Raw genomic sequence first — 26,858 nt, 5'->3', positions numbered from 1 at the left:
GAAAGATCGCGGATCACGACCCGGTGACCGGATCGATCGGCGTAAAGATGCCCGCACGTGCCTCGATCGCTTCGCCCGCGGCGAGACACAGCGCTTCCTGGAAGCGTCCGGCGACGAGCTGCACGCCGGTCGGCACGCCATCGCGGATGCCGGTCGGCACCGACAGTCCCGGCAGCCCGAGCAGCGCGGTCGCGAGCAGCGGCCCCTGCCGCTCGACGATCGCGCGCATCGCGTCGTCGCCATGCTGATCGGCGTCGATCGCGAACGGCTGCGCGCACGACACCGGCATCAGCAGCAGCGGATAGCGGGCGAAGAACTGCTGCCAGTCGCGCAGCAACGCGGTGCGCCGCGCGAGGCCGTTCATGTAGCCCTCGAGGTCCAGCGGCTTCGCGAGACGGCGCTGGCTCGCGAACGCGGTACGGATCGCCGCGTCGCCGTGCTGCATGATCACGTCGCCGAGGCCGCTGCGCGCTTCGTTGGTCACCAGGTCCAGCCACAGTTCGCACGCTTCGGCGAACCGCGGCGGCTCCGCTTCCTCGACGATGCAGCCGGCTTCTTCAAGCCAGCGCGCGGCCTGCCGGATCGCGTCGACCACCACCGGATCGGACGGCACGCCCGGCAGCGCCGCGCAAACGGCCACACGCGCGGGGAACGCGGCTTCACGTGCATTCGGCGCGACCGGCATCCACCATGCGTCGCGCGCGTCGCCTGCCGCCATCGCGTCGAGCGCGAGCCGCAGGTCGCCGACCGTGCGCGCGAGCGGCCCCTGCACGGACGCGAGCTGCACCGCGAGCGTGCGGTCCTTCGACTGCGTCGGGTTGTACGCCGGCACGCGCCCGGTGCTGGGCCGCAGCCCGGCGACGCCGCACGCGTAGGCCGGGTAGCGGATCGAGCCACCCAGGTCGTTGCCGTGCGCGATCGCGCCGATACCGGCCGCCACCGCCGCGGCTGCGCCACCGCTGGAACCGCCCGGCGTCAGCGACGCATCCCACGGATTCGACGTGCGGCCGTACAGGTCGTTATCGGTGAACCAGCGGTACGAAAACGCCGGCGCATTGCTGCGCCCGATCACGATCGCGCCGGCCTTGCGCAGGTTCGCGGTCACCGGGCTGTCCTCGTGCGCAACCAGGTCCGAAAACGCGCGCACGCCGTTGGTCGTCGCGTATCCCGCCGTGTCGACGTTGATCTTCACGGTCACCGGCACGCCGTGCAGCGGGCCGACCGGTGCGCCGCGCGCGATCGCGGCATCGGCATCGGACGCCGCCTGCAACGCGCTGTCGGTCATCACGTCGACGATCGCGTTGATGACGGGGTTCACTGCTTCAAGCCGCTGCAGGCAGCTGCGCGTGAGTTCGGTGGCAGACACGTCGCGACGCGCGACGCGCTCGGCCATCTCGGCCGCGCTGAGACGCCACAATTCCTGGGTCATGGGTTGCTCCTCGTTGATCTCGATGGTTGTCCTGAACCGGCCGCGCGTTACGCGGTCGGCTGTCCGGCTTGCGGTGCGTGCGATGCATAGATCTTGCGGCACGTTTCGACGACTTCCCACGTGCCGCGAAAACCCGGTGGAATCACGAAGCGGTCGCCCGCGCGCAACACGCGCTCGCGGCCGTCCGCGTCGCGCACGATCGCGACGCCGCTCAGCATCTCGCAATACTCAGACTCGTCGTACTCGATCGTCCAGCGGCCGGGCGTGCATGCCCAGATCCCGCAGCTGAACTGCCCGCACGGGCTGATGTAGTGATGCGACAGCGTCTGCAGCGGATTGCCGTCGAGCAGCAACCCGCTCGGCACGCGGCTCTGCGTGAGCTTCGCCGGTGCGCGCATCAGGTCGACGAGATTCGTGAGGTTGGTCATGAGTGCCTCCAGGGCATGAGTGATTCGAAACGTTTCGGTGCCGTGCGGACGGGTGAACCGCCCGCCCGGATCAGAGCAGGTCCATCATCCGGTGCCAGGTCATCGCGAGCGCCAGCATCGGCGTGCGCAGCGCGCGCCCGCCCGGAAAGTCGCGATGGCGAATTCGGCCGAACAGGTCGAAGCGCGTGGCCTGCGCGTCGATCGCTTCCGCGATCAGCCGCCCCGCGAGGCCCGTCACGTTGACGCCGTGTCCGGAAAATCCCTGCGCGAAATACACGGTCGGCTCGAGCCTGCCGAAATGCGGTGCGCGATTCATCGTCGCGTCGATCAGTCCGCCCCACGCGTAGTCGATCCGCACATCGGTCAGTTGCGGGAACGTCTTCAGCATGTCGCGCCGCATCGCGGCCGCGAGATCGCGCGGCGTGTTCGTCGAGCTGCTGGCCTTGCCGCCCCACAGCAGCCGGCGGTCGCGTGTCAGCCGGAAATAGTCGAGCGCCGAACGGGTGTCGCAGATCGCCGCATTGGCCGGCATCGTTTCGGCCGCGCGCGCGTCGCCGAGCGGCTCCGTTGCGATCAGGTAAGTCGCGACCGGAATGATCTTGCGCGCGAGCGCCGGCGCCAGCCGCCCCAGGTACGCATTGCAGGCCAGCACGACATGACGGGCATCCACGTGGCCGCGGGCGCACGTCACGCGGTGATGCGGCGCGGCACGATCGAGCGCAATCGCGGGCGTGTCCTCGTGGATCGTCACGCCGGCCTCGCGCGCCGCCCGCGCGAGGCCGAGCGTGTAGTTGAGCGGATGCAGGTGGCCGCTGCCTTCGTAGCGGAGGCCGCCGACGTAACGGTCCGATGCGATGAAGCGATGCATGTCGGCGCGCTCGACGACTTCGTAGCCGCGGTAGCCGAAGCGGCGCGCCGCGATATCGCGCCACGCGCGCAACGCATCGAGATGGCGCGGCTTGTTCGCGGCGGTCAGGTAGCCGAAGGTCAGGTCGCAATCGATGCCGTACCGCTCGACCCGCTGCCGGACGATCTCGACCGACTCCAGCCCCATCGCCCAGACGCGCCGCACGTCGTCTTCCGGCAGGTAGGCCGAGAACGTATCGATGTCGCACGCGTACCCGGCGATCAGCTGGCCACCGTTGCGCCCGCTCGCGCCCCAGCCGATCTTCGACGCCTCGACGAGCACGACCGAATGGCCGCGCTCGGCGAGCTCGAGTGCCGCGGACAGGCCCGTGAGCCCGCCGCCGATCACGCAGACGTCGGCCGTCACGGCCCCGTCGAGCGACGGATGCCGCGTATGGTTGTTGACCGTCGCTGCATAGTAGGACTGAACATGTTGCTGGTTTTCGAACTTGAGCATGTGCAAGACTCGCGAACGGCGTCGCGTCAGAACGCGTAGATGAGTTGGGTGGCGAGCAGGTCGTTCGACTTCTCGTACGACCCGTCGTGACGCAGGAACACCTTGTTGCTCGCCCAGTCGTGCCGGTATTCAACCTTCACCGTCACTTGCTGGGTCGGGTAGAACAGCAGGTCGAACGCGGCAGCCTGCCGCGTCGCGCCCTTGCACTCGAAGCCGACGCCGCCGTTCGCCTTCGACAGCGCCAGGCAGTCCGCATCGATGCCGAAGCCGTTGTACGGGTCCATCCCGTTGCCGTTCAGGCCGATCGACGAGCCGCCGCCGCCGTTCTTCCGGTTCACGAGCAGGTCGTAGCGCAGCGTCGCACCCATGCGGCCGACCACCGGCGCGTTGAACTTGCGGTGCGCGAGCAGCGACAGCCCGAACCACTGTGCGAGCCCGCCGTTGAACGCGCCGTGCTGCTGCTGGCCGTAGTCGAACTCGGCGTTGTACTGCGCATCGGCGAGCGTGTAGGTCGCATCAGCCTCGCCGAAGAAGAACGCGCCGTACGCGCTCGGTGCGTTGCCGCCCACGCCGTAGCGCACGTTGCCGGTCGCCGGGTCGACCGCGCTCGGCAGCGTCTGGCGGCCGATGCTGATCGAGCCGCCGACGTCGAGCGCGCTGCCGCGCAGGTAATCGACGCGCGCGGTGAAGGTCGGCACCTTGTTGCTCGTCGTGATCGGGTCGCCGAACGCGTTGACGCCGGTCTGCGTGACCGCGCCCGCGCTGCGGAACTGCTCGTTGCCGACGAAGAACTTCCACGCCCAGTGGCCGTCCGCGCTCAGGTAGTTGAGGCCCGCGCCGATCGACGAACCCGGATCGGAGAAGTCGTACAGCAGGTTGTGCGTGAGCGTCAGCATCATGTTCGACTGCTGGTACTCGTAGCCGCCGAAGCCCGTCACGAGCCCGCCGGTGAGCGCCGTCGTGCCCGACAGCGGTACGGTCAGGACGGCCGTGTTGATGATGTTCAGGCCGCTCGAGCCGCTGCCCGTCATCATCGACAGGCCCGCGCCGCGGTTCGGCATCAGCGTGATTTCCGCGGACGGCGCGGTCGGACCGACACCGAACGTCTTCTTGATGTCGAGGAATACATCGCCGAACGTGCTGTTGTAGTAGGTGTACGCGTTCTCGTGATTCGCGAACTGGAACGACGACGTGCCGGCACCCCGGTTGTATACGTAGGTCGGGTCGAGGTAGCCCGTCACCGACAGCCCGGCGATCGGGCCCGTGCGCGCGGCATCGGTCAGCGAATCGACCTTCAACTGCTGGTTCGCAACTTGTTGCCGGAGTTCCGACACGTCGTCGTTGGTCAGCACGGCCGGTGCCTGCCCGTAGCCCGGTGCCGACGGATCAGCCGCCGCGCCGGTCGCCGGGTTTGGCGCGTTCGCCACGTTCGCCGCCACCGGTGCGGCCGAAGGCTTCGCGCCGAGCTGTGATTGCAGCGCGCTCATCTGCCGTTGCAGCACCGCGATCTGCTGCTGCAGCGTCCGGATCTGGTCGGCGCTCGAGTTCGCCGCAGCCAGCCCCGGCAGCGCTCCGGCGATCAGCGCGCAGAGCATCTTCTTTTTCATGGAATGTCTCCTGGTCGTTCGTCACTGTTCGTCACTTCGTGGGATGCGGGATGCGGTCGTGCAGCGGCGGCGCGGCGGGCGCGCGCGCGGGCGGCATGGCGGACGGCGACGCGGAGGTGCCGGATACCTCAGTCGCGGACGCCGCGTGCCACATCCGCGTGTCGCGCACGTGCCGCCGCTCGCGGGCCAGCATCGCGCGGTTCACGACGATGACCCCGATCGTCACGACGGTGATGAACACCGTGGCGAGCGCATTCATCTCCGGGTTGAGCCCCATCCGCACGCGCGAGAACACGACGAGCGGCAGCGTCGTCGAACCCGGGCCCGACAGGAACGCGGACAGGATCACGTCGTCGATCGACACCGTGAAGGCAAGCAGCCAGCCGGACACCAGCGCCTGCGCGATCAGCGGCAGCGTGATCACGAAGAACACCTTCCACGGCCGCGCGCCGAGATCGAGCGCGGCTTCCTCGATCGAACGATCGAGCTCCTTCACGCGCGACTGCACGATCACCGCGACGAACGACAGGCACAGCATCACGTGGCCGATCCAGATCGTCAGCCAGCCGCGCCCGGCCGGCCAGCCGAAGGTCTGCTGCATCGCGACGAACAGCAGCAGCAGCGAGATGCCCTGGATTACTTCCGGAATCACGAGCGGCGCGTTGATCATCGCGGCATACAGCGTGAAGCCGCGAAAGCGCCCCATGCGAGCGAGCACGAAGCCGGCCCAGGTGCCGATCGCGACCGACGCGGTGGCCGTCAGCAGCGCGATCTTCAGCGACAGCCAGGCGGCCGTGAGCAGTTCGTCGTCGTGCAGCAGCGCGCCGTACCATTTCAGCGAGAAGCCCGACCACACCGTCACCAGCTTCGACGCGTTGAACGAGTAGACGACCAGGCTGACGATCGGGATATACAGGAACAGGAAGCCCGCGCCCAGCACGCACACGGACAGGATGCGATTCGCACGGTTCATGACCGGGCCTCCGCTTCGGTCTGGCTGTAATGAAGCAGGGCCATCGGCACGAGCAGCAGCAGCACCATCGTCACCGTCACCGCGGACGCCATCGGCCAGTCCATGTTGTTGAAGAATTCATCCCACATCACGCGGCCGAGCATCAGCGTGTTCGCGCCGCCGAGCAGCTCGGGGATCACGTATTCGCCCACCGCCGGGATGAACACCAGCAGGCTGCCCGCGACGATGCCGTTCCTCGACAGCGGCAGCGTGATGCGCCAGAACGCGGACCACGGCGTCGCGCCGAGATCGTTCGCGGCTTCGAGCAACGTGAGGTCCATCTTCACGAGGTGCGCGTACAGCGGCATCACCATGAACGGCAGGTACGAATAGACCATCCCGATGTAGACGCCCGCGTCGGTGTGATACAGCCGCAGCGGTGTCGCGATCACGCCGAGTGCCGCTAATACGTGGTTCAGCAGCCCGTCGTCCTTCATGATCCCGACCCACGCATAGACGCGGATCAGGAACGACGTCCAGAACGGCAGCATCACGCCCATCATCAGCAGGTTGCGGCGGGCCGGCGCCGAGCGCGCAATGAAGTACGCGATCGGGTAGCCGGCCAGCAGGCACATCAGCGTCGATGCCGCGGCCATCTTCAGCGAGCTGACGTAGGTGTTCAGGTACAGGTCGTCCTGCAGCAGCAGCGCGTAATGCTTCAGCGACAGCACGACCTGCACGGTGCCGGCCTCCAGCCGCGCAAGTGCGGTGTACGGCGGGATGCCGAGCATCTGGTCGGCGAAGCTGATCTTCAGCACCAGCACGAACGGCAGCGCGAAGAACACGGCAAGCCACACGAACGGCACGCCGATCGCGACGCTGCGGCCCGACGGCAGGAAGCGCGACAGCGCGGCGAAGCGGCTGCGGCGCTTGTAAGCCTGGGGCGCGGCGGTCGTGCCGGTCGACACCGGAGTGGAGGGCGTGGAGGCGGAGGTTTTCATCGTGGCGCCCTCACTGCGTCAGCACGACGCCGCTGGCCGGCGACCACGACACGAACACGTCGTCGTTCCACGCCGGTGCGTTGTCGTTCATCAGGTGCGAGCTCGACAGGTTCGACACGACCGTCTTGCCGCTCGGCAAGCGCACGTGGTACAGCGAGTAGCTGCCCATGTACGCGATATCGGTCACGACGCCGCGCGCCCAGTTGTGTTTCGAGCCCGGTTTTTCGCGCGACACGTGAATGCGTTCCGGGCGCACCGAGATGCCGACCGGCATGCCGAGCGGGCCGGTGACGCCATGGCTCACGTACATCCGCGCCTCGAGGTCGTCGCTTTCGACGAAGATGTGATCGGGCTCGTCCTCGACCACGCGGCCTTCGAACAGGTTGGTCGAGCCGATGAATTCGGCCGAGAAGCGGCTGTTCGGAAACTCGTACACCTCGCCCGGCGCGCCGATCTGCACGATCTTGCCTTCGCTCATCACCGCGAGGCGGCTGGCCATCGTCATCGCCTCTTCCTGGTCGTGCGTGACCATCACGCAGGTCACGTCGACCTTCTCGATGATGTTCACGAGTTCGAGCTGGGTCTTCTGGCGGATCTTCTTGTCGAGCGCGGACATCGGCTCGTCGAGCAAGAGCAGCTTCGGGCGCTTCACCAGCGAACGGGCCAGCGCGACGCGCTGCTGCTGGCCGCCGGAGAGCTGGTGCGGCTTGCGCTGCGCGTACTTGCCCATCTGCACGAGCGCGAGCGCATCGGCCACGCGCTCCTTGATCTCGTTCTTCGGCGTGCCTTCCTGCTTCAGGCCGAACGCGACGTTCGATTCGACCGTCATGTGCGGGAACAGCGCGTACGACTGGAACATCATGTTCACCGGGCGGCGGTACGGCGGCAGCGACGCGAGGTCCTCGCCGTCGACGAAGATCTTGCCGGAGGTGGCCGTCTCGAGCCCGGCGAGCATGCGCAGCAACGTCGACTTGCCGCAGCCCGAGCTGCCGAGCAGCGCGAACAGCTCGTTCTTCGCGATCGTCAGGTTCACGTTGTCGACGGCGGTGCTGTCGCCGAATTTCTTCACGACGTTTTCGATGCGGACGAATGCGTCCGCATCGCGGCGGGCGGCGGCCGCAACCGATGCGGCAGGGAGCGTATGGATCATCGTCGTCTCCCTCAACCGCCCGACTTCAGCTGCAGCCACAGACGGTTCTGCATCCGCGCGATGTCGGCGCTGCGCGGCATCGCGAGCGACGCCTTCGCGATCGTCGCGTCGGACAGGTAAATGCCCGGGTCCTGCACGATCGCCGGTGTCACGAACGGGCGCGCGGCCTTGTTGGCGCTCGGGTAGAAGATCTCGTTCGTGATCGCCGCGTTGGTCTTCGGGTCCTCGATGTAGTTGATCCACTTCAGCGCGGCTTCCGGATGCGGCGCATCCTTCGGGATCGCCATCACGTCGAACCACAGCAGGCCGCCTTCCTTCGGATTCACATAGCGGATCTCGTACGAGCGCTTTGCGTCCAGCGTGCGCCGCCGCGCGATACCGACGTCGCCCGACCAGCCGAGCACGACGCACACATCGTTGTTCGCCAGATCGTCCGCATAGCCGGCCGAGCTGAACTGCGTGACGTACGGGCGGATCTTCTTCAGCACGTCGTAGGCCGCCTGGTAGTCGGCCGGGTTCTTGCTCTCCGGGTCCTTGCCCATGTACTGCAGCGCCGCCGCGAACGCGGCGTCCGGCGCGTCGAGCAGCGAGATGCCGCAGCTTTTCAGCTTCGCCGCGTTCGCCGGGTCGAACAGCAGCGCCCAGCTGTCAGTCGGTGCGTTGTCGCCGAGCCGCTTCCTGACCGCCTCGACGTTGTAGCCGATTCCCGTCGTGCCCCATGCCCACGGCACGCCGTACTGGTTGCCCGGGTCGGCCTTCGCGACCATTTTCATCAGCAACGGGTCGAGGTTCGCGAGATTCGGCAGCTTCGACTTGTCGAGCTTCTGGTACACGCCGGCCTGGATCTGCTGCGCGAGATAGTTCGACGTCGGCACGACGATGTCGTAGCCCGAGCTGCCCGCAAGCAGCTTGGTCTGCAGCGTATCGTCGCTGTCGTAGCTGTCGTAGCGCACCTTGATACCCGACTGCTTCTCGAAGACGGGGACCGTGTCCTTCGCGACGTACTCCGACCAGTTGTACACGTTCAGGTGGGTGTCGCCGGCATGGGCGGACAGGCTGGCCGCGACGGCCAGCGCCGCCGACGTGACGCGCGCGGCGCGCAACACCGGTTGACGACGGATACGGATACGCATGGGGATTCTCCTTGTGATGGGGATCGGCCGTTGCGCCCGGTCCGGGTCCGGACTCGCGTCAACGCCGTCGAGCGGTGTTCAGCACAAGGACCAATGTAGAGATCGCGGCCGGCAGCGTCAGTCCCGAAAACCGGGACAAACGGCGACGTCGATTCCCCCCGTTTGGGTAGATTCCCGTGTAGGCAGTCGAAAATATTCGTGATACCTGTAGCGCCACCTGAAAATCTTCGATACACGACGCCATGAGCGCTGCGCTGCCCGCCCCCGATCTCCCGCTGAGCCACGTCGCGTTCGTGACCGAAACGCTGGGCGACATCGCGCAAGCCGTCGGCACGCCGAAGTTCATGCGCGCCGTCTACGACACGCTCGTGCGCTACGTCGATTTCGACGCCGTGCATCTCGACTACGAGCGCAGCGCGTCTTCCGGCCGGCGCAGCGTCGGCTGGATCGGCAGCTTCGGCCGCGAGCCCGAGCTGGTCGCGCAGGTGATGCGCCACTACTACCGCAGCTACGCGAGCGACGATGCAACGTACGCGGCGATCGAAACCGAAAACGACGTGCAGTTGCTGCAGGTGTCCGCGCAGCGCGTGGCGAGCGAGCTGCGGCATCTGTTCTTCGATGCCGGCGACATTCACGACGAATGCGTGATCGCGGGCGTGACGGGCGGCACGCGTTACTCGATCTCGATCGCGCGCTCGCGGCGCCTGCCGCCGTTTTCGCTGAAGGAGCTGAGCCTCCTGAAGCAGCTTTCGCAGGTCGTGCTGCCGCTGGCGTCCGCGCACAAGCGCCTGCTCGGCGCGATCTCCGCCGACGACGCACCGCGTGACGAACTCGATCTCGACCTCGTCGCGCAATGGCTGCCGGAATGGCAGGAACGGTTGACCGCGCGCGAGATGCACGTGTGCGCGTCGTTCATCCAGGGCATGACGTCGGCGGCCATCGCGCAATCGATGGGGCTCAAGACCTCCACCGTCGATACCTACGCGAAGCGCGCCTTCGCGAAGCTCGGCGTCGATTCGCGCCGGCAACTGATGACACTCGTGCTGAGAAACGCGTCGCGGCGGCACGACGCATAACATCCCCGCGTGCCGGCCGCCGGCAGGTTGCGCGCGCATCCATCTCGGCGCCGCCTCATAACGATCCGACAATTTATTGGTTCCCTCGACGATGCGTCATCCGTATCGTTCACCGACTCGTCAGACCAATCGACCAACGGGGGAATCCAACAATGAAACAGATCCGTTCATTCGCACTGCTCGCACTGCCGGCCGCGCTCCATGCCGCCGGCGCTCACGCGCAAAGCGGCGTCACGCTGTACGGTATCGCCGATGCGGGCATCGCGTACGTGCACAATGCGCAGAACGCGAACGGCAGCAACGCGTCGAGCCTCGTCAAGTTCAGCAGCGGCAACCTGTCGGGCAGCCGCTGGGGGCTGCGCGGCACCGAGGATCTCGGCGGTGGCCTGGCGGCGCTGTTCCAGCTCGAGAACGGCTTCAACATCGGCACGGGCGCGCTCGGCCAGGGTGGGCGCGAATTCGGCCGCAAGGCCGTCGTCGGCCTCGCGAGCAGCACGTACGGCACCGTCACGCTCGGCCGCCAGTACGATCCGGTCGTCGATCTCGTGCAGGGCCTCACGCAGGACAACTACTTCGGCGGCGTGTTCGCGACGCCGGGCGACCTCGACAACTACGACAACAGCCTGCGCGTCAGCAACTCGGTGAAATACACGAGCCCGCTGATCTCGGGCTTCCAGTTCGAAGGCCTGTACGGCTTCGGCGGCGTGGCGGGCGCCACCGGCAGCGGCCGCACGTACAGCTTCGGCGCAAGCTACGCGAACGGCCCGCTGTCGCTCGGCGCCGGCTTCTTCTACGCGAACGGCGGCTCCACCGTCGCGAACGGCGTGCGCACGTGGTCGAGCAGTTCGGACACGCTGTTCAACACCGTGATCAACCAGGGCTTCTCGAGCGCGAAGTCGATCCAGATCGTGCGCGTGGCCGGCCAGTACGTGGCCGGGCCCGCCACCTTCGGCCTCGCGTATTCGAATACGCAGTATGGCGCGGACACGCTGTCGGCGTTCAGCCAGAACGCGAAGTTCAACAACGGCTCGGCGTTCTTCAACTGGCAGTTCTCGCCGGCGCTGCGCGCAGGCGTCGGCTACAACTACACGTCGCTGACGGGGCCGAGTTCCGCGCACTACAACCAGGTCAACCTCGGCGCGGACTACGCGCTGTCGAAACGCACCGACCTGTATGCGCTGTTCGGCTACCAGAAGGCAAGCGGCAACACGCTCAACGCGAACGGCGCGGTCGTGAAGGCCGCCGCGTCGGTCGGCTCGTACGGCGTGAACTCCGGCACCGATACGCAGGAACTCGCGATCGTCGGGATTCGCCACAAGTTCTGATCGCGTCGCCGCACGGCGGCAACGACAATGACGACAGCCGGCAGGCGCGCACCGTGGTGCGCGCCTGCGGCGTTTACACTGTCGCGATCCCGTTCCGCACGACACAAGGAGGCCGGCATGCTGACCGTATGGGGACGCCGCAATGCATTCAACGTCCAGAAGGTGATGTGGCTCGTCGACGAGCTCGCGCTTGCGCATCGGCACGTGCCGGCCGGCGGGCAGTTCGGCGTGCTCGACACGCCCGATTTTTTGGCGATGAACCCGCACGGGCGCATACCCGTGATCGACGATGGCGGCACGGTCGTCTGGGAATCGCACAGCATCCTGCGCTACCTCGCCGCGCGTTACGGGCGCCCCGGCTTCTGGCACGACAACCCCGCCGAACAGTCGCGCGCCGACCGCTGGATGGACTGGTCGCAAACCACGTTGCAGCCGACGTTCCTGAACGGCGTGTTCCGGGGCTACTTCCGGACGCCGCCCGAACAGCGCGACACGGTGCGCGTCGAGCAAAGCATCGCGCAGTGCGCGCAGCACTTCCAGGCGCTCGACGCGGCGCTGGCCGGGCAGCCGTTTCTCGCGGGCGACACGCTCACGCTCGCCGACATCGCGGCCGGCACGCACCTGTATCGCTACTTCGAACTCGACATCGCACGGCCGGACATCCCGCACGTGCAAGCGTGGTACGAACGGCTGAAAGCACGGCCCGCATATCGCACGCACGTGATGATTCCGTTCGACGACCTGCGCGGGCGGCTCGACCAGGCATCGGGCCGGCAGCGGATCGGCCTGTAGGAAGGTTGTAAGAACAACGGTGTATGTTGCCGACCTGTACGCCCGCCCGATGTGCACGGTGCGGGTCGTGACTGGCCAACCACACGGGCAAGGCAATGAGCGCTCAGGACATTGCGGTCGATGTCGCGTTCCGGACGGACCAGGCGGTTGCCGCGCATCGCAACGCCGGCCTCGACGCGTTGCGCGCCTGCCTGACGTTGCTGGTCGTGTTTCACCACTGCGCGATCACGTACGGCGCGCTCGGTGGGTGGTACTACCACGAGGTGGCCGCGGGGCCGTCGGTGGAATCCGCGCTGTTGACGCTCTTCTGCGCGATCAACCAGGCATTCTTCATGGGCCTGTTCTTTTTCCTGGCCGGCTACCACACGCCACCATCCATCGATCGCAAGGGTGCCGCCCGCTTCCTCGCCGACCGCTTCCTCAGGCTCGGCCTGCCGTTGCTGGTGTATGGACTTCTGATCGGCCCCGCGACGATCGCGCTGGCACAGTCCGCTGCCGGCCACCCGTTCGACGATACGCTCGGCCGCCTGTGGCGCCACGGCACGTTCGACAACGGTCCCATGTGGTTCGCCAAGGCGTTGCTGATTTTCAGTGCGGCTGCAGCACTCTGGAGCATTGCGTTTCCGCGCATCGCGAGCCGCCCCGTTCAGCACCCGTTCCCCTCCGATCGCACCCTGGCCGCGGCGGCATTGCTGACCGGGATCGCGGCGCTGGCGTTGCGGTCTCGATGGCCGATAGGTGTCAACGTATGGGGGCTTCAGCTCGGGTATTTCGCCAGCTACGTCGTCTTGTACGCAGCAGGTTGCCGGGCAGCGCACGCACGCTGGCTCGAGCATCTTCCGCTGCGGCAGGTCGGCACGTGGTGGCGCATCACGCTGCTGACACTCCCCGTCCTGCCGATCGTCTACCTTCTCGCGAAGCACGTTCCCGCATTGCATGGCCGACCGGTCGACGTGGTGTACGCGTTCTGGGAGCCGCTGGTCGCATGGGGCACGATACTGTTTCTCGCCAGCCGCTTTCAGCGGCGCTTCACTCGACTGACGGGCGTCTGGCAGCCGCTGGCGCGACGCGCTTACTCGATCTACATCATCCATCCGCCGGTGCTGGTCGGGGTCGCCCTCGCGTGGCAAAACGTGCCGGCAGCCCCATTCCTGAAGCTCGCCGTGACCGGCGGTATCGCGTGCGTCGCGTGCTACCTGATCGCTGGCCTGCTGCTTCGCGTGCCCAGGCTCGCATCGATCCTGTAACTGCTGCCTCAGCGTCGCCGCATTCCACCGAATCCGCTCGCCCCGCCGAACTGATGCATGCCGCCGAATCCGTGGCCGACGGTGCCGGCAGGAAACGCGCCATGGTGAAAGCCGGCGCCGATCGGCGCGCCGATGCGGTGATGGTCCACCCCGTTGAAGTGGCCGACGTGATCGAAGTGGTGAAAATGGTGGAAGTGGTGGAAGCGATCGACGAACACGAAGCCCACACCTGCGCCGATGAAAAGCGGCGGCCCCCAGTACCCCAGGTCGGCATACGGATAGTCCGCCGCCGGATACCATAGAACACTACCGTCGGCGCTCTGCACGAACTGCCATGTGCCATCGTCCTGCAGGCACGCACGCCCGACGACTTGCTGCTCGGTGCCGTCGATGTTCGCGTGCGCGACGACTGCACGGCAGTTCGTCGTGTTGTCCGCCAGATCGTCGTACGTTTGTGCAAAGACCGCCGCGGAACAGCCGAGACAGACGATACCTATCCCGGATCGAAACCAGTTGCACATGATCGGCTCCTGCCTGATTCCCCCCGACCACTCGATCGCGGGCGCCGCTGACGGCGCCCGGCAGACCGGATTGCTTGCGCACGATTCATCTTGCGGTGCTCACGCGCCGCCGCATCGTACAGGGTCTCCTGACGGCTAAACGATGCAGCGCGCGGGCTTATTCCAGGGGTCTGGTGCGAATGACCTGCGCGGGAACCGTCGATTGGCGCCCGGCCTAGCGCCTGGCAGAGCGGTAGGTAGCCGCTGCCGTGACCCCGAATACCAGATGGGCCACGAGTGTGATTGCGCCACGAACCGGGATGAACCACGGGAAGATCGCGGTGAAGGCGTACAGGTTGACGCCGTACAGGATGAGGCCGAACGCGCCGCCTGCGAGGAGCGCGGACGCGAGCGACAGGTTGCGAATCATCTTCGCCAGCACGGCCGCATAGACCAGCGACAGCACCAGATGCACGAGGGTCGCAACCGCCATGACCAGCGGATCGAAGCCGGCGGACGCGCCGAGCACGCCGCGCCCCATCACGATGGCCGCCGTGAGGCGTGTGTCGCGCAACAGGTTCCCGATCGCATCGTCGCCGGCGATCGGCCAGAGCAGCAGTTCGACGACGGTCGAGCCGACCGCCGCACCGAACGCTGCCCAGAGAACCGGGACGACACGGGCTCGTTTCAATTGACGCTCCCATCGCAACCGGCCGATGCATCGAAGCGACTTGCACCCCACCCGCTCCGGCGCCGGTCGCGCAGCGCGCGCCCGCGAACCCGAACCCGAACCGGGCAGCCACGCAAAATTACGACGCCCCTTCGCAATCCGACCAGTACGCGAAAGGATCGCGATGTTTCGGATAGTTCTCGTCCAGCCATTTCAACAGCGTCGCCCGCGCGTTGTCCATGTCGGCTTTCAGCGACGAGGTCGTCAGTTCGTGCACTTCGATGGACTTTTCGCGATCGATCACGAAGCAGTTCCAGTCGGGGCCGTCGAGATCCGGATCGTCGGACGCCTTCGACGACTTGCCCCAGCCCAATCCCTTGCGTGCGTCGATGTAGTACCGCGGATGCACTTTCAGATACGACATTTCGCCGCCCTGCAGGCTGCTCTCCGCGCGCAGCACGTCGTGTCCGTCGACGATCTGCGTGACTTCCGGCAACCGGCGCGCTCGCCATCCGACAGGCAGCGTCGCGATGGCCTTGACGCTGTCGTACATCCCCCACTCGAGCCCCCACGCTTCGGCCATGCGCTTCATGAATGCGTTCGCATTCGGATAGCCGCGCAACTGGATCCGGGTCGACAGCGTGACTTCGATACCGCCGCGCCCGCCCGTGCCGGCGGATGCGTCGTCTGCGTTCGCTTCGAACGGATTGCCCGGACGCGACGCGCGCGTCGCATCCGTGGGCGCCATGCCCGAAAACAGCTGGTCGAGCGCGGCGCGCGCTTTCGACGACTTGTCCGGTTTGTTCATTGTTGACCTCGCTTGCATCCGCACGGATGCATCCCTTTTCGAATCTCGTTCATCTCTCCACCTCATCGTTTTTCGCGGTCGCATTGTCGTCGATCCGGCGGCCCGAGCCTAGTGCCGCGTATCGCACAACGCCTTTTTTCGCGCCCACCAGCGTACCGCGGCGGGCCGACACGATACACCAGCCAGCGCTAGCCGCCTGCCCCCACCGCCGCCCGCATCCGCTCCATCAACGCCAGCACCTCAGGCCGATTCTCCCCCTTCGCATGCACGAAGTAATAACTGAGCACCGAATCGACCTCGTGCCGGCTCACGCGCACGAGATCGCTGCGCTCGAGATAGGCGTCGGCGAGCGGTACCCGCGCCAGCGCCACGCCGAGCCCGGCCTCGGCGGCGGCCAGCACGAGGTTGTAATCCTCGAAACGGCGATCCTGCACGCGCGGCTTGAACGGCACGCCCAATGCATCGAACCACGTGCGCCAGCCGGTCACATCGGAATCGTGCAGCAACGGCATGTCGAGCAACGCGGCATCGCCGCGCCGGCGGCGCGCCTTCGCCAGTTGCGCGGCGAGCCGCGGATGCGCGACCGGATAGAGCCGTTCCGGCATGAACGCGCGGGTTTCGAGCTGACGCCAATTGCCGCGCCCGTACCGGATCGACAGGTCCGCTTCGCCGCCGGCGATATCCACGTTGCGCAGATCGATGCCGAGTTCGATCCGCAACGCGGGCGCCTCGCTCTCGAGCGCATGCTGGCGCTCGAACAGCCAGAGCTGCGCGAAGGCCGGCACCACGCTCACCCTCACCAGCCGCGGCGTACGCGGCGAGCGCCACTGATCGGCCGCACTGTCGATGATCGCGAACGCCTGCTCGATCCGGCCGACGAAGCGCTGGCCGTCCGGCGTCAGGCGCACACCGCGCGCATGACGTTCGAACAACCGCAGGCCGAGCCAGTTTTCGACGGCGGCCACCCGCCGGCTGATCGCGCCGTGCGTCACGCCGGATACGTCGGCCGCGGCGAGGAACGAACCCTCGCGCGCGACCGTGCACACCGTGTCGAGACTCGCGAGCGGCGGCCGCGAACCCGGCGATGGCGCTGCGACGGGCAACGCCGCCGAGCCCCGCTTCGAGCGGGCTGAAGCGCCGGCCGGCTGCCGGCTCGAGCTGTGAATCATGTTCATATCTGCATGCTGATCTGTGCGCTAGCTTAGCATCTTGCCACGCCGCATCATTGGCGCATGAACACGCTCTCCACCCCGTCGTCGCGCCCTGCGCGGCAGCCGCTGATCGCGGCCGGCGCGGTCGCCTTCACGATCGTTTCGTGGGCGTCCGCCTTCCCGTTCATCCGGATCGGCCTGCATGGCCTGACGCCGCTGCAGCTCGCGGCGGCGCGCTTCGCCACTGCCGCCGTGCTGATCATCGCGTGGCTGATCGCGCGGCGGCCGCGCGTGCCGACCCGGGGCGACGCGCTGCGCTTCCTGCTGTGCGGCTTTCTCGGCATCGCGCTCTACAACGCGCTGCTCAATACCGGCGAGCAGACCGTCTCGGCCGGCGCCGCAAGCTTCATCGTGAATACGCTGCCGATCTTCACGGCGCTGCTGGCCGCCGTGTTTCTCGGCGAGCGCTTCAATCGCTGGGGCTGGCTCGGTTCGCTGGTCAGCCTCGCCGGCATCGCGGTGATCGCGCGCGGGCAGCCGGGGGGCCTGGTCCTCGGTGCGGGCAGCACGCTGATCCTCGGCGCGGCCTTGTGTTCGGCCAGCTATTTCGTGCTGCAGCGGCGGCTCATTCCAGTGTACGGCGCGCTGGCCTGCACCGCGTACACGCTGCTGGCCGGCGCGCTGCTGCTCACACCGTGGTTGCCGGGTGCGCTCGTGGCGCTCGGCAGCGGTTCGCGCGACACGGCGCTGGCCGTGCTGATGCTCGGCATCTTCCCCGCCGCGCTGGGTTACGCGACCTGGACCTTCGCACTCGGCTACTTCGGCGCGGCGCGCGCCGCCAACTTCCTCTATCTGACGCCGGCGGTCGCGACGGTCCTGTCGATGGCGCTGACGGGCGAGCGACCCGGTATCGAGACGGTGTGCGGCGGCCTGCTGGCGATTGCCGGCGTGATCTTCGTGGCGTTGCGCGGACGGTCCTAGGATTGGTTCGGCATCGGGCCGGCACGATCGGCCCGACGATCCGCAGGCGAGCCGGTCAGGACGAACCCCGGCATCTGCGAAGCCGGATGCGTCGCGCGGGCTGTCGACTCGCGCCAGTTCGTCGACGTCGCCGGGCCGGACCGTTAGTTGCATTAAAGCGATGGTATCCATCGTGACGAAGCATGGCCCTGCAATCGGATGCGCAATCGAAATCGTCCAAACTGTGCAGACAAATCGACCGAACAGTTCCGGATTGACCGTGCACCAGTGTCCATGGCTTCGTCCCGCCCGCCGGCCGAATAATGGATGCGGCCGTAAGGCCGTCGACAGCGAATCGCAGCCTGTGGCCTGCCGCGGCGCACGATTTCCGGCATCCGGCGCCTTCGAATGTCGGGCGCCGGCCGTGATGCACCCGCCCCGCTACGCGATTCGCTGCAGCGCGCAAAATCGGCTTCATATATATTCATACGAATTGCACCGTTTCAGGCCCCGATTCGCCCGCTCACCCGGGCGGCCCGTCGAGCGGCTGGATGCGATGCAGTGAAGCCCATGATGGGTATGGAGACTCGTCCGATCGCCCCGACCTCGCCGTCGGCCGGTCGAGACGTCAATAGAAAGACATTCAAATCGGAGATGGCAGATGGAACGAAGCATTGTCGGCATGCGCTGCAAACCCCTGATCACCGTCGCACTGGCTGCCGCCGCGTTCGCGGCCGCGTCGACCGCGATGGCCGACCAGGTCGTCAAGATCGGCAGCGTCGAACCGACGACGGGCGGCATCTCGCACCTCGGCAAGGACAACGAGAACGGTGCGCGCCTCGCGGTCGAGGAAATCAATGCGAAGGGCCTCACGATCGGCGGCAAGAAGATCACGCTGCAACTCGATGCACAGGATGACGCGGCCGACCCGCGCCAGGCTACCCAGGTCGCGCAGAAGCTCGTCGACGACAAGGTCGTCGCCGTCATCGGCCACCTGAACTCGGGCACGTCGATCCCGGCGTCGAAGATCTACAGCGACGCGGGCATCGTGCAGATCTCGCCGTCGGCCACGAACCCGACCTACACGCAGCAAGGCTTCAAGACGACCTACCGCGTCGTCGCGACCGACGCGCAGCAAGGCCCGGCGCTCGCGAGCTACGCGCAGGCGAAGGGTGTGAAGAGCGTCGCGGTGATCGACGATTCGACCGCGTACGGCCAGGGCCTCGCGAACGAGTTCGAGAAGAAGGCGAAGGCGCTCGGCCTGAAGGTGCTGTCGCACGACGCGACCAACGACAAGGCGGTCGACTTCCGCGCGATCCTGACGAAGGTCAAGGGCGAGAACCCAGACGCGATCATGTACGGCGGCATGGACGCCACCGGCGGCCCGCTCGCGAAGCAGGCGAAGCAGCTCGGCCTGCGCGCGAAGATCCTGTCCGGCGACGGCGTGTGCACCGACTCGTTGGCCCAACTGGCAGGCCCGGCGGCCGACAACGTGCTGTGCTCGCAGGCCGGCGCGGCGCTCGAGAAGATGCCGGGCGGCACGGACTTCCTCGCGAAGTACCAGAAGCGCTTCAACCAGGGCATCAAGTTCGATGCGCCGTTCGCGTATGACGCGGTCTACATCGCGGTCGACGCGATGAAGCGCGCGAACTCGACCGATCCGGCGAAGATCCTCGCGGCGATGCCGGCGACGAAGTACGAAGGCGTGATCGGCACGACGACGTTCGATTCGAAGGGCGACCTGACGCACGGGATCATCTCGATCTACGGCTACAAGAGCGGCAAGAAGACCTTCCTCGACCAGGTGAAGATGTAACCCGCCGCGGCGCCGGTGCGACGGGAGCGCCACCCGTCGGCGCCGGTGCCGCGCGGGCCGATTTCTGATTCACGGAGACGAAGCATCATGTGTGCAATGGCGTATGCGGAATTTCAACAGGAGTTGAAGAAGGCACAGCTGACGGCGCGCGAGTTCGCCCGCCTGATCCGGATGAACGAAAGCTCGATCACGAACTATTCGAGCAAGGGCACGGTCCCGTCCCACCTCGCGGTCATCGCGAAACTGATCGGCACGATGGCGGCGCACGAGATCGATTTCCGGCGCGTGATCCGGCAGATGCGGATCGAACCGAAACGGCCGCGCGGCGGCGGTGCGTTTCCTGCGGTGGAAAAACCGCGTTCCAGAAAAGCGGCGAAAGCCGACGCCTGAGCCCAGGCATGCGTCGATAACGGCACGAGGCTTGCCGCTCGACGCTGAATCGAATGTCATCTCACGGGCAATGCGACGCCCGACCATCACCCCACTGCCCGCACGTGATCGAGCAGCGCCTGCAACGGATGCCGCACCTGCTTCGACGACATCCGCTTCACCTGGCTGCGGCACGAATAGCCGGTCGCCAGCGCCTCGCCTTCGTCCTCCAGCCCGTCCACGTGTGCCGCCCACGACTGCGCGTAGATCGTCTTCGACGTCGCGAGATTGCGCGCCTCGTGCCCGTAGGTACCCGACATCCCGCAGCACCCGGTCGCCTGGACCTTCAAGCGCAGCCCGCGCCGCGCGAACACCTGGGCCCACTGCTTGCCGCTGTCGGGCGCATTGGTCTTCTCGGTGCAGTGCGGCAGCAACCGGTACGACGCGGGCACGCCGCCGACACCGGTCGCGGCTTCCGGCAGCGCCTGCAGCAGCCACTCCTGCGGCAGCGCGACCTTCGGCACATCGGAGAGCCCCGTCACCTTCAGGTACTCCTGCCGATACGTGAGCGTCATCGCCGGATCGAGGCCGACCAGCGCGACACCCGAGCGCGCCAGCGCGGCCAGCTGCGTCGCGTTGCGAATCGCGGCCTTTTCGAATGCGTGAAGAAAGCCCTGCACGTGCAGCGCCTTGCCGTTCGGCGCGAGCGGCGCGAGCCACACCTGAAAGCCCATGCGCGCCGCCAGTTCGATCAGCGTCGCCAGTTGCTCCGTATCGAAATAGCGCGTGAAGGTGTCCTGCACGATGACGACGCTGCGTGCGCGCTGCGCGTCGCTCAGCGCGGCGAGCGCCTGCGGGTCGGCCGGCTTCACGCGCCATTGACGGATCACGGCCGCGAGATCGAAGCGGCTCAGCAGCGGGCTGTCGACCATGCCGACGTGCCGCTCCAGCACCGTGCGCACCCATCCCGCCCGCATCAGCCCGTTGTACAGCGCGGGCACCCGCGCCATCCACGGCATCGTGAATTCGAGCGAGCCGATCAGGTAGTCGCGCAGCGGCCGCAGGTAACGCTGGTGATACAGCTCGAGAAAACGCGACCGAAACTCCGGCACGTTCACCTTCACCGGGCACTGCCCCGCGCACGACTTGCACGCGAGGCATCCGGCCATCGCGTCGTACACCTCGTGCGAGAAGTCGGCTTCGCCGTTGCGCGCCGCGCGGCTGTTGCGCCAGCGCGTGGCAAGGCCGCTCAGGAACGGCTGCCGCGCACGCGCCGCCGCGACGACGTCGACGCCGGCCTGCCCTTGCAGGCGCAACCATTCGCGCATCAGCGACGCGCGCCCCTTCGGCGATTGCACGCGTTCGCGCGTCGCCTTCCACGACGGGCACATCGCATCGTCCGGATCGAAGTTGTAGCACGCGCCGTTGCCGTTGCAGTGCATCGCGGTGCCGTAGCTCTGCCACACGCGCTCGTCGATCTGCCGGTCGTGGTCGCCGCGCGTCGGCACTTCGTCGATCTTCAGCAGCCGCATCGTGTGGTCCGGCGGCGTCGCGATCTTGCCCGGGTTGAACTGGTTGTGCGGATCGAACGCGGCCTTCAGTTGCTGCAGCGACGGATACAGCTCGCCGAAGAACGCCGGCGCATATTCGGAGCGCACGCCCTTGCCGTGCTCTCCCCACAACAGGCCGCCGTGGCGCTGCGTGAGCTCGGCCACCGCATCCGACACGGGCCGCACCAGCGCGGCCTGCTTCGGGTCCTTCATGTCGAGCGCCGGCCGCACGTGCAGCACGCCCGCGTCGACGTGGCCGAACATCCCGTATTGCAGCCCATGACCGTCGAGCAGCGCGCGGAACTCGGCGATGTACGCGGGAAGGTTCTCGGGCGGCACCGCCGTGTCCTCGACGAACGGCTGCGGGCGCGCCTCGCCCTGCACGTTGCCGAGCAGGCCGACCGCGCGCTTGCGCATCGCATACACGCCCTTCACCGCGTCGTCGCCGGCCGCGAGCGTGTGGCCCAGGCGTTCCACGCTCTTATCGGTACGCAGATGATCGACGAACGCGTGCACGCGTGCGTCGACGCCCTCCGCATCGTCGCCGCTGAATTCGATCAGGTTGATGCCGAGCGTCGGCCGCGCGTCGTCCTGCGGGAAATACTTGGCCACGCTGCTCCACACGAAGTCCTTCATCGCCAGCATCAGCACCTTCGAGTCGACCGTCTCGATCGACAGCGGCTGGTGCGCGAGCAACGCTCGCGCGTCGCGCAGCGCGTCCATGAAGCCCGCGTAGCGCACGTTGACCAGCACCGAATACTTCGGGATCGGCAGCACGTTGAGCTTCGCCTCGACGACGAAGCCGAGCGAGCCTTCCGCGCCGCACAGCACGCTGTTCAGGTTGAAGCGGCCGTCCGGTTCGCGCAGGTGCGCGAGGTCGTAGCCGGTCAGGCAGCGATTGAGCTTCGGAAACTTCGCTTCGATCAGCGCCGCCTTGTCGTCGCTGATGCGCCGCGCGGTGCGGTAGACCTTGCCGATGCGGTCCTCGCGCGCGCAGCGGCGCTCGAGTTCGTCGTCCGCGAGCGCTTCGCTGTGCAGGTGCTCGCCGCCCATCAGCACGAAGTCGAGCTCGAGCACGTGGTCACGCGTCTTGCCGTACGTGCAGCTGCCCTGCCCGCTCGCGTCGGTATTGATCATCCCGCCGACGGTCGCACGGTTCGACGTCGACAGTTCCGGCGCGAAAAACAGCCCGTGCGGCTTCAGCGCCGCATTGAGCTGATCCTTGACGACGCCCGCCTGCACGCGCACCCAGCGCTGCTCGACGTCGATTTCAAGGATCCGGTTCATGTTGCGCGACAGGTCGACCACCACGCCGTCGGTCAGCGACTGCCCGTTGGTGCCCGTGCCGCCGCCGCGCGCGGCCACCGCGACGTCGCGATGCGCGGGCTCGGCGAGCAGCCGTGCCAGCAACCGGACGTCGTCCGCATGCGCGGGGCAGATCACCGCTTGCGGCAGACGCTGGTAGATCGAGTTGTCGGTGGCCTGCACCGTCCGGTTCGCATGGTCCGCGCGGATTTCCCCGGCGAATCCGGCGGCCTGCAGCGCGGCGAGAAAGTCACGGTACGCATGCGCGGGCGGGCTGGCGGGACGGGGCAACGAGGCGATCGACATGGGTAAAAGCGGCAGTGTGGGTGGAACCGGCCGGCTCGCATGGCCAAAACATGATTTTTTAGCAAGTTTCCACGCGACCGGGAATTCCAGTATCTTTCGATACTTCGCGAGAAACAAACGAATTCTGCTCCGGCGAATATTGCATAAAACTCATGAATTACCGTCGCCTCACCCCGTCGATGTCGCTGCTGCTGGTGTTCGAGGCCGCCGCACGGCATGAAAGCTACACGCGCGCGGCCGAGGAGCTGTCGCTGAGCCAGAGCGCGATCAGCCGGCAGGTGCAGACGCTGGAGGATCAGCTCGGCGTGCCGCTGTTCCGGCGCGAGGGCCGCTCGGTCAAGCTGACCGAGGTCGGGCGCCGCTACTTCACCGAGCTGAGCGGCGCACTGGGGCGTATCCGCGGCGCGACGCTGCAGGCGATGTCCCACCAGGCGGGCGCCGGCACGCTGCGGCTCGCGACACTGCCCACGTTCGGCTCGAAATGGCTGCTGCCGCACCTGCACGATTTCTACGCCGCGCATCCGGGCGTGACGGTGCACCTTCACTCGCGGATCGGCGCCATCGATTTCCTCAACGACGACCTCGACGCGGCCATTACCGTCGGCGCGGGCGACTGGCCGGGCCTGCACGCGCACCGGCTGTACAACGAGTTCCTGATCGCGATCGCGCCGCCGGACACAGGCAGCGGAAGCCGCCGCAAGGCCGACGCACGCACGCCGGCGTGGGCCGCGAAGCAGACGCTGCTCGGCGTGACGAGCAACCAGCAGGCGTGGGCGGAATGGTTTTCGCACTATCGGCTCGACCATCGGCAGATGCGCATCGGCCCGAGTTTCGAGCTCACGTCGCACCTGATCCAGGCGGTGCGGGCGGGGATGGGGATCGGGCTGGTGCCGAAGGTGCTGGTGGAAGACGAGCTGAGCCGGCATGAGCTCGTGTCGATCGGCGACGCGATCACCAGCCAGCGCAGCTACTACCTCGTCTATCCGCCGGGGAACGAGACGCTGCCGTCGCTCGTCGCGTTCCGCGAATGGCTGCTGAAATCCTGCTGAAACGCGGCCGCCGGCGGGCCGCTCAGGTGCGCCATTCGCCGAGAATCTGCTCGGCCAGATAGTCGCACGGCGGGCGCGCGGACTGCGCGCTGCGCGCGAGCACGACCTCCATTTCGCCGAGCGGCGGCAGCCCGTGGCTTTCCGACAGCTGCACGAGATGATCGGGAATGCAGCAGCGCGCCAGCGGCGCGACCGCAAGCCCGGCCTCCACCATGCTGAGCAGGCCGAGGTGGCTCGGGCTCTCATACGACATCCGGTACGGGATCTTCCGCCGGTTCAGCGCCTTGACCGCGTGATCGCGCGCCATGCTGCCGCCGTGCGTGAAAAAGGCCACCGGCAGCGGCCGCTCTTCCCACACATTGCGCTTCGGCGACCCGACCCAGACGAGCGGTTCGAGCCGGATCAGCTCGCCGGTCACCCCCTTGATCCGCGTGAGGCATGCGAGGTCGACCGTGTTGTCCTTCAACATCGGCACGAGCGCGCTGCTCGGCTGGCCGATCACCCGCACTTCCACGCGCGGATGCATCGCGGCGAACTTGCCGAGCACCTGCGGCAGCAGCGACGAAATGTAATCGTCGGGCACGCCGATCGTCACGCGGCCGCGGATCTCCGGGCGCACGACCGACGCCCAGGCCTCGTCGCGCATCGCCAGCATCCGGCGGCCGTACTCGGCAAGCATCATGCCTTCGTCGGTCGGCGTCACGTTGCGCGTGTCGCGGATGAACAGCGGCTTGCCGAGCGCGTCTTCCAGCGCCTTGATCTGCATGCTCACCGCCGACGGCGACCGGTGCACGGCCTGCGCGCCCTGCGCGAACGATCCGGATTCCGCCACGGCCACCACCATCGCGAGCACATCGAGGTCGAGCTTTTTCATAGAATTCAGAAAAACTGATTAATCGATTCAGTTTATCCCGTTTTACTGTTCTCCTCCACGGTCGGACAATGAATCCCGTCAGCCCTTACTCGTTGCAGGAATCATCAGACATGCATACGTCCGGATCGCTCTACGGATTTCTCGTCATCGGCGGCATGCTCGCGATCACGCCCGGGCCGAACATGGTCTACGTGATGTCGCGCTCGATCGCGCAGGGACGCACCGCGGGGCTCATCTCGCTCGGCGGCGTGATGATCGGCTACCTGTTCTACATGTTCGGTGCGGCGTTCGGGATCACGACGCTGTTCATGAGCGTGCCCTATGCAGGCAGCGGGCTGGCCGTGGTCGGTGCGGCGTATCTGTTGTATCTGGCGTGGCAGGCCGTCAGGCCCGGCGGCCGCTCGCCGTTCGAGGTGCGGGCATTGCCGAGCGAGCGCCCGCTTCGGCTGCTCGCGATGGGCGCGACGACCAGCGTGCTGAACCCGAAGCTCGCGATGCTGTTCATTTCGTTGCTGCCGCAGTTCATCGACTACCGGAACGGCAGCGTGCTCGGGCAATCGCTGTTTCTCGGTTCGCTGCTGATCGTTGCGTTCGTGTCCGCGAACGGGCTGGTGGCGATCTGTTCGAGCAGCATCGCGACGTTCCTGCACGGGCGCCCGACGCTGCTGCTGGCACAGCGCTGGGCGATGGGGCTCATTCTCGGCGGGCTCGGCGTGCAGATGGTGGTCGATGCGTCGAAGATGGCGGGCATGGCATAGTGCGCCAATCACGCCATCGCGCGGATGCCGTTCAACGCAGCGCGCGGAAACTCGCGCGCAGCGCTTCCGAAAGCGCCAGCGGCACGCCCTGCGATGCATCTGCGACCATTTCCCGTTCGGGCCAGCGCGTCGCGCCGATCCGTCGCCGCAAATCGGCGAGCTGCGCGTCCGTCGCATGCACCCGCAGCGGACGCACGGCGGCCCCGGCGCCACCGGCCGATCGGGCAATGCCCGCGACAGGCTGCGCCGTTTCCGCTTCTGCACAAGCAAGGCGACTCAGCGAACCCGCCATGGCGGCCGCTGCGGCACCCATGAATCGACGCCGCGACGGTGCCGGCGGAAGGATATCGATTGGCATATATGCTCACGTTTTCGAGGGTTTTCATCTCAGCACTACTGATTTGTGGCCACCCATGAGAACCGGGAACCGGAACCAGGCCAGCCGCGCACCGGTTTTACGCGAGATAGCCGGAAACGCCGTCCCAGAGCAGTTTCAATGCGGTCACCGCCAGCAATCCGTAGCAACTCCGGTAGATCAGGCGCTGGTCCAGCCTGCCGTGAAGCCGCCAGCCGAACACCACGCCGGCCGGAATGGCAAGCACGCACACCGCCATCAACGCCCAGACGTTCGCGGTCGGCTGCACGATCAGCAGCCACGGCACCGCCTTGATCGCATTGCCCACGGTGAAGAACAGGCTCGTCGTTCCCGCGTACATCTCCTTGCTGAGGCCGAGCGGCAGCAGATACATCGCGAGCGGCGGCCCGCCCGAGTGCGCGACCATCGTCGTGACGCCCGACGCTAGACCGGCCGAGACGGCCTTCGGCGACGAACGCGGACGAACCGTCGGCTGCGCGCCGCCCCGCACCCATAGCCCGACGAAGACCAGCGTGACCACCGCCATCAAAAGCTCGATGGCGCGATGGTCGAGGAAGCGGAAAGCCAGGTAGCCGAACCCGATACCGATCACCAGCCCCGGCAGGAGCAGCACGAGGTCGGGCTTCGACCATGTCGACGGCTTCCAGTACCGCAGCGCGAACAGGTCCATCGCGATGAACAACGGGGCGAGCAAGCCGCCGGCCGTCACCGGGTCCATCACGAGTGACAGCAGCGGAATGCCGATGATCGCGAATCCGCCACCGAACGCGCCGCGCATGAACGCGATCACGAACACGCCGGCAAACGCGATCAGGATCGTGGCCAGCGTCAAGTGCACGCCCATCGCAGCAGGGGTCGCCATC

The 26,858-nt window shown here is 67.0% G+C and carries 24 protein-coding genes and 1 pseudogene; 9 read left to right on the top strand and 16 right to left on the bottom strand.

Annotation, left to right across the window (positions count from 1 at the left end; genetic code table 11):
* Nucleotides 1-13 precede the first annotated feature (13 nt).
* The 8 genes and pseudogenes from CFB82_RS33945 to CFB82_RS33910 all read right to left on the bottom strand — a co-directional run bounded on the left by CFB82_RS33945 (nucleotide 14) and on the right by CFB82_RS33910 (nucleotide 9,063).
* Complete coding sequence (locus CFB82_RS33945; RefSeq protein WP_089486809.1) at nucleotides 14-1,429, bottom strand: amidase family protein; 1,416 nt, start codon at nucleotides 1,427-1,429, stop codon at nucleotides 14-16.
* Between the two features lie 47 nt (nucleotides 1,430-1,476).
* On the bottom strand, nucleotides 1,477-1,857 hold the full coding sequence (locus tag CFB82_RS33940) for a cupin domain-containing protein (RefSeq protein ID WP_089448969.1): 381 nt from the start codon (nucleotides 1,855-1,857) through the stop codon (nucleotides 1,477-1,479).
* A 70-nt stretch (nucleotides 1,858-1,927) separates the two neighbouring features.
* Nucleotides 1,928-3,220, bottom strand: a complete 1,293-nt coding sequence (locus CFB82_RS33935) for an NAD(P)/FAD-dependent oxidoreductase (protein WP_089486808.1) — start codon at nucleotides 3,218-3,220, stop codon at nucleotides 1,928-1,930.
* Between the two features lie 26 nt (nucleotides 3,221-3,246).
* Nucleotides 3,247-4,827 carry a DUF3138 family protein gene (locus CFB82_RS33930; protein WP_089448971.1) on the bottom strand — a complete coding sequence of 527 codons (1,581 nt, stop codon included), beginning with the start codon at nucleotides 4,825-4,827 and terminating at the stop codon, nucleotides 3,247-3,249.
* 31 nt (nucleotides 4,828-4,858) lie between these two features.
* The gene (locus tag CFB82_RS33925) at nucleotides 4,859-5,800 is read right to left on the bottom strand and encodes an ABC transporter permease subunit (protein WP_089486807.1); all 942 of its coding nucleotides are present in this window, start codon (nucleotides 5,798-5,800) and stop codon (nucleotides 4,859-4,861) included.
* On the bottom strand, nucleotides 5,797-6,780 hold the full coding sequence (locus tag CFB82_RS33920) for an ABC transporter permease subunit (RefSeq protein ID WP_089486806.1): 984 nt from the start codon (nucleotides 6,778-6,780) through the stop codon (nucleotides 5,797-5,799). Before CFB82_RS33920 ends, CFB82_RS33925 begins: the two co-directional genes overlap by 4 nt.
* A gap of 10 nt (nucleotides 6,781-6,790) precedes the next feature.
* Nucleotides 6,791-7,876 (bottom strand): annotated as a pseudogene (locus CFB82_RS33915) (ABC transporter ATP-binding protein); the annotation flags it as partial.
* Between the two features lie 65 nt (nucleotides 7,877-7,941).
* Nucleotides 7,942-9,063, bottom strand: a complete 1,122-nt coding sequence (locus tag CFB82_RS33910; RefSeq protein WP_089486804.1) for a polyamine ABC transporter substrate-binding protein — start codon at nucleotides 9,061-9,063, stop codon at nucleotides 7,942-7,944.
* 242 nt (nucleotides 9,064-9,305) lie between these two features.
* Between CFB82_RS33910 and CFB82_RS33905 the strand changes: the two genes are divergently transcribed.
* The 4 genes from CFB82_RS33905 (at nucleotide 9,306) to CFB82_RS33890 (ending at nucleotide 13,503) form a co-directional block, all read left to right on the top strand.
* Nucleotides 9,306-10,139 (top strand): helix-turn-helix transcriptional regulator, encoded by an 834-nt coding sequence (locus CFB82_RS33905; protein ID WP_089486803.1) that lies wholly within the window; start codon nucleotides 9,306-9,308, stop codon nucleotides 10,137-10,139.
* Nucleotides 10,140-10,291: 152 nt separating this feature from the next.
* Entirely contained in the window at nucleotides 10,292-11,464 is a 1,173-nt protein-coding gene (locus tag CFB82_RS33900) for a porin (RefSeq protein WP_089448977.1), read from the top strand.
* A 117-nt stretch (nucleotides 11,465-11,581) separates the two neighbouring features.
* The gene (locus tag CFB82_RS33895; RefSeq protein ID WP_089448978.1) at nucleotides 11,582-12,256 is read left to right on the top strand and encodes a glutathione S-transferase family protein; all 675 of its coding nucleotides are present in this window, start codon (nucleotides 11,582-11,584) and stop codon (nucleotides 12,254-12,256) included.
* 95 nt (nucleotides 12,257-12,351) lie between these two features.
* Nucleotides 12,352-13,503 (top strand): acyltransferase family protein, encoded by a 1,152-nt coding sequence (locus CFB82_RS33890; protein ID WP_089486802.1) that lies wholly within the window; start codon nucleotides 12,352-12,354, stop codon nucleotides 13,501-13,503.
* An 8-nt stretch (nucleotides 13,504-13,511) separates the two neighbouring features.
* On the opposite strand, the gene CFB82_RS33885 is transcribed toward CFB82_RS33890, so the two are convergent.
* The 4 genes from CFB82_RS33885 to CFB82_RS33870 form a co-directional block, all read right to left on the bottom strand.
* Nucleotides 13,512-14,024, bottom strand: a complete 513-nt coding sequence (locus CFB82_RS33885; RefSeq protein WP_089486801.1) for a hypothetical protein — start codon at nucleotides 14,022-14,024, stop codon at nucleotides 13,512-13,514.
* A gap of 214 nt (nucleotides 14,025-14,238) precedes the next feature.
* Nucleotides 14,239-14,694, bottom strand: a complete 456-nt coding sequence (locus CFB82_RS33880; RefSeq protein ID WP_089486800.1) for a sodium:proline symporter — start codon at nucleotides 14,692-14,694, stop codon at nucleotides 14,239-14,241.
* A gap of 118 nt (nucleotides 14,695-14,812) precedes the next feature.
* On the bottom strand, nucleotides 14,813-15,481 hold the full coding sequence (locus CFB82_RS33875) for a nitroreductase (RefSeq protein ID WP_089448982.1): 669 nt from the start codon (nucleotides 15,479-15,481) through the stop codon (nucleotides 14,813-14,815).
* A 188-nt stretch (nucleotides 15,482-15,669) separates the two neighbouring features.
* Nucleotides 15,670-16,656, bottom strand: coding sequence for a LysR substrate-binding domain-containing protein (locus CFB82_RS33870; RefSeq protein WP_089486799.1), 987 nt, complete (start codon nucleotides 16,654-16,656; stop codon nucleotides 15,670-15,672).
* Between the two features lie 57 nt (nucleotides 16,657-16,713).
* Between CFB82_RS33870 and CFB82_RS33865 the strand changes: the two genes are divergently transcribed.
* The 3 genes from CFB82_RS33865 (at nucleotide 16,714) to CFB82_RS33855 (ending at nucleotide 19,798) form a co-directional block, all read left to right on the top strand.
* Nucleotides 16,714-17,613, top strand: a complete 900-nt coding sequence (locus tag CFB82_RS33865; protein ID WP_069249889.1) for a DMT family transporter — start codon at nucleotides 16,714-16,716, stop codon at nucleotides 17,611-17,613.
* Between the two features lie 640 nt (nucleotides 17,614-18,253).
* Nucleotides 18,254-19,408, top strand: a complete 1,155-nt coding sequence (locus tag CFB82_RS33860; protein ID WP_089486798.1) for a branched-chain amino acid ABC transporter substrate-binding protein — start codon at nucleotides 18,254-18,256, stop codon at nucleotides 19,406-19,408.
* 87 nt (nucleotides 19,409-19,495) lie between these two features.
* Entirely contained in the window at nucleotides 19,496-19,798 is a 303-nt protein-coding gene (locus tag CFB82_RS33855; RefSeq protein ID WP_069249891.1) for a DNA-binding protein, read from the top strand.
* An 86-nt stretch (nucleotides 19,799-19,884) separates the two neighbouring features.
* Here CFB82_RS33855 and ydiJ read toward each other — a convergent pair whose 3' ends face one another.
* The gene (gene ydiJ, locus CFB82_RS33850; RefSeq protein ID WP_089486797.1) at nucleotides 19,885-22,938 is read right to left on the bottom strand and encodes a D-2-hydroxyglutarate dehydrogenase YdiJ; all 3,054 of its coding nucleotides are present in this window, start codon (nucleotides 22,936-22,938) and stop codon (nucleotides 19,885-19,887) included.
* Nucleotides 22,939-23,090: 152 nt separating this feature from the next.
* Between ydiJ and CFB82_RS33845 the strand changes: the two genes are divergently transcribed.
* Entirely contained in the window at nucleotides 23,091-23,987 is an 897-nt protein-coding gene (locus tag CFB82_RS33845; RefSeq protein WP_069249893.1) for a LysR substrate-binding domain-containing protein, read from the top strand.
* A gap of 22 nt (nucleotides 23,988-24,009) precedes the next feature.
* On the opposite strand, the gene CFB82_RS33840 is transcribed toward CFB82_RS33845, so the two are convergent.
* The gene (locus CFB82_RS33840; protein WP_089448985.1) at nucleotides 24,010-24,861 is read right to left on the bottom strand and encodes a LysR substrate-binding domain-containing protein; all 852 of its coding nucleotides are present in this window, start codon (nucleotides 24,859-24,861) and stop codon (nucleotides 24,010-24,012) included.
* 110 nt (nucleotides 24,862-24,971) lie between these two features.
* Between CFB82_RS33840 and CFB82_RS33835 the strand changes: the two genes are divergently transcribed.
* Entirely contained in the window at nucleotides 24,972-25,619 is a 648-nt protein-coding gene (locus CFB82_RS33835) for a LysE family translocator (protein ID WP_089486796.1), read from the top strand.
* Between the two features lie 31 nt (nucleotides 25,620-25,650).
* Here the strand turns inward: CFB82_RS33835 and CFB82_RS33830 are convergent, their stop codons facing one another.
* Entirely contained in the window at nucleotides 25,651-25,977 is a 327-nt protein-coding gene (locus CFB82_RS33830; protein ID WP_179255487.1) for an epoxide hydrolase N-terminal domain-containing protein, read from the bottom strand.
* Nucleotides 25,978-26,074: 97 nt separating this feature from the next.
* Nucleotides 26,075-26,857 carry a sulfite exporter TauE/SafE family protein gene (locus CFB82_RS33825; protein WP_256990582.1) on the bottom strand — a complete coding sequence of 261 codons (783 nt, stop codon included), beginning with the start codon at nucleotides 26,855-26,857 and terminating at the stop codon, nucleotides 26,075-26,077.
* Nucleotide 26,858 lies beyond the last annotated feature (1 nt).

It is taken from the genome of Burkholderia sp. HI2714, assembly GCF_002223085.1.
GTDB lineage: Bacteria > Pseudomonadota > Gammaproteobacteria > Burkholderiales > Burkholderiaceae > Burkholderia > Burkholderia lata_D.
This window is presented reverse-complemented; position numbering and strand designations above follow the sequence as displayed.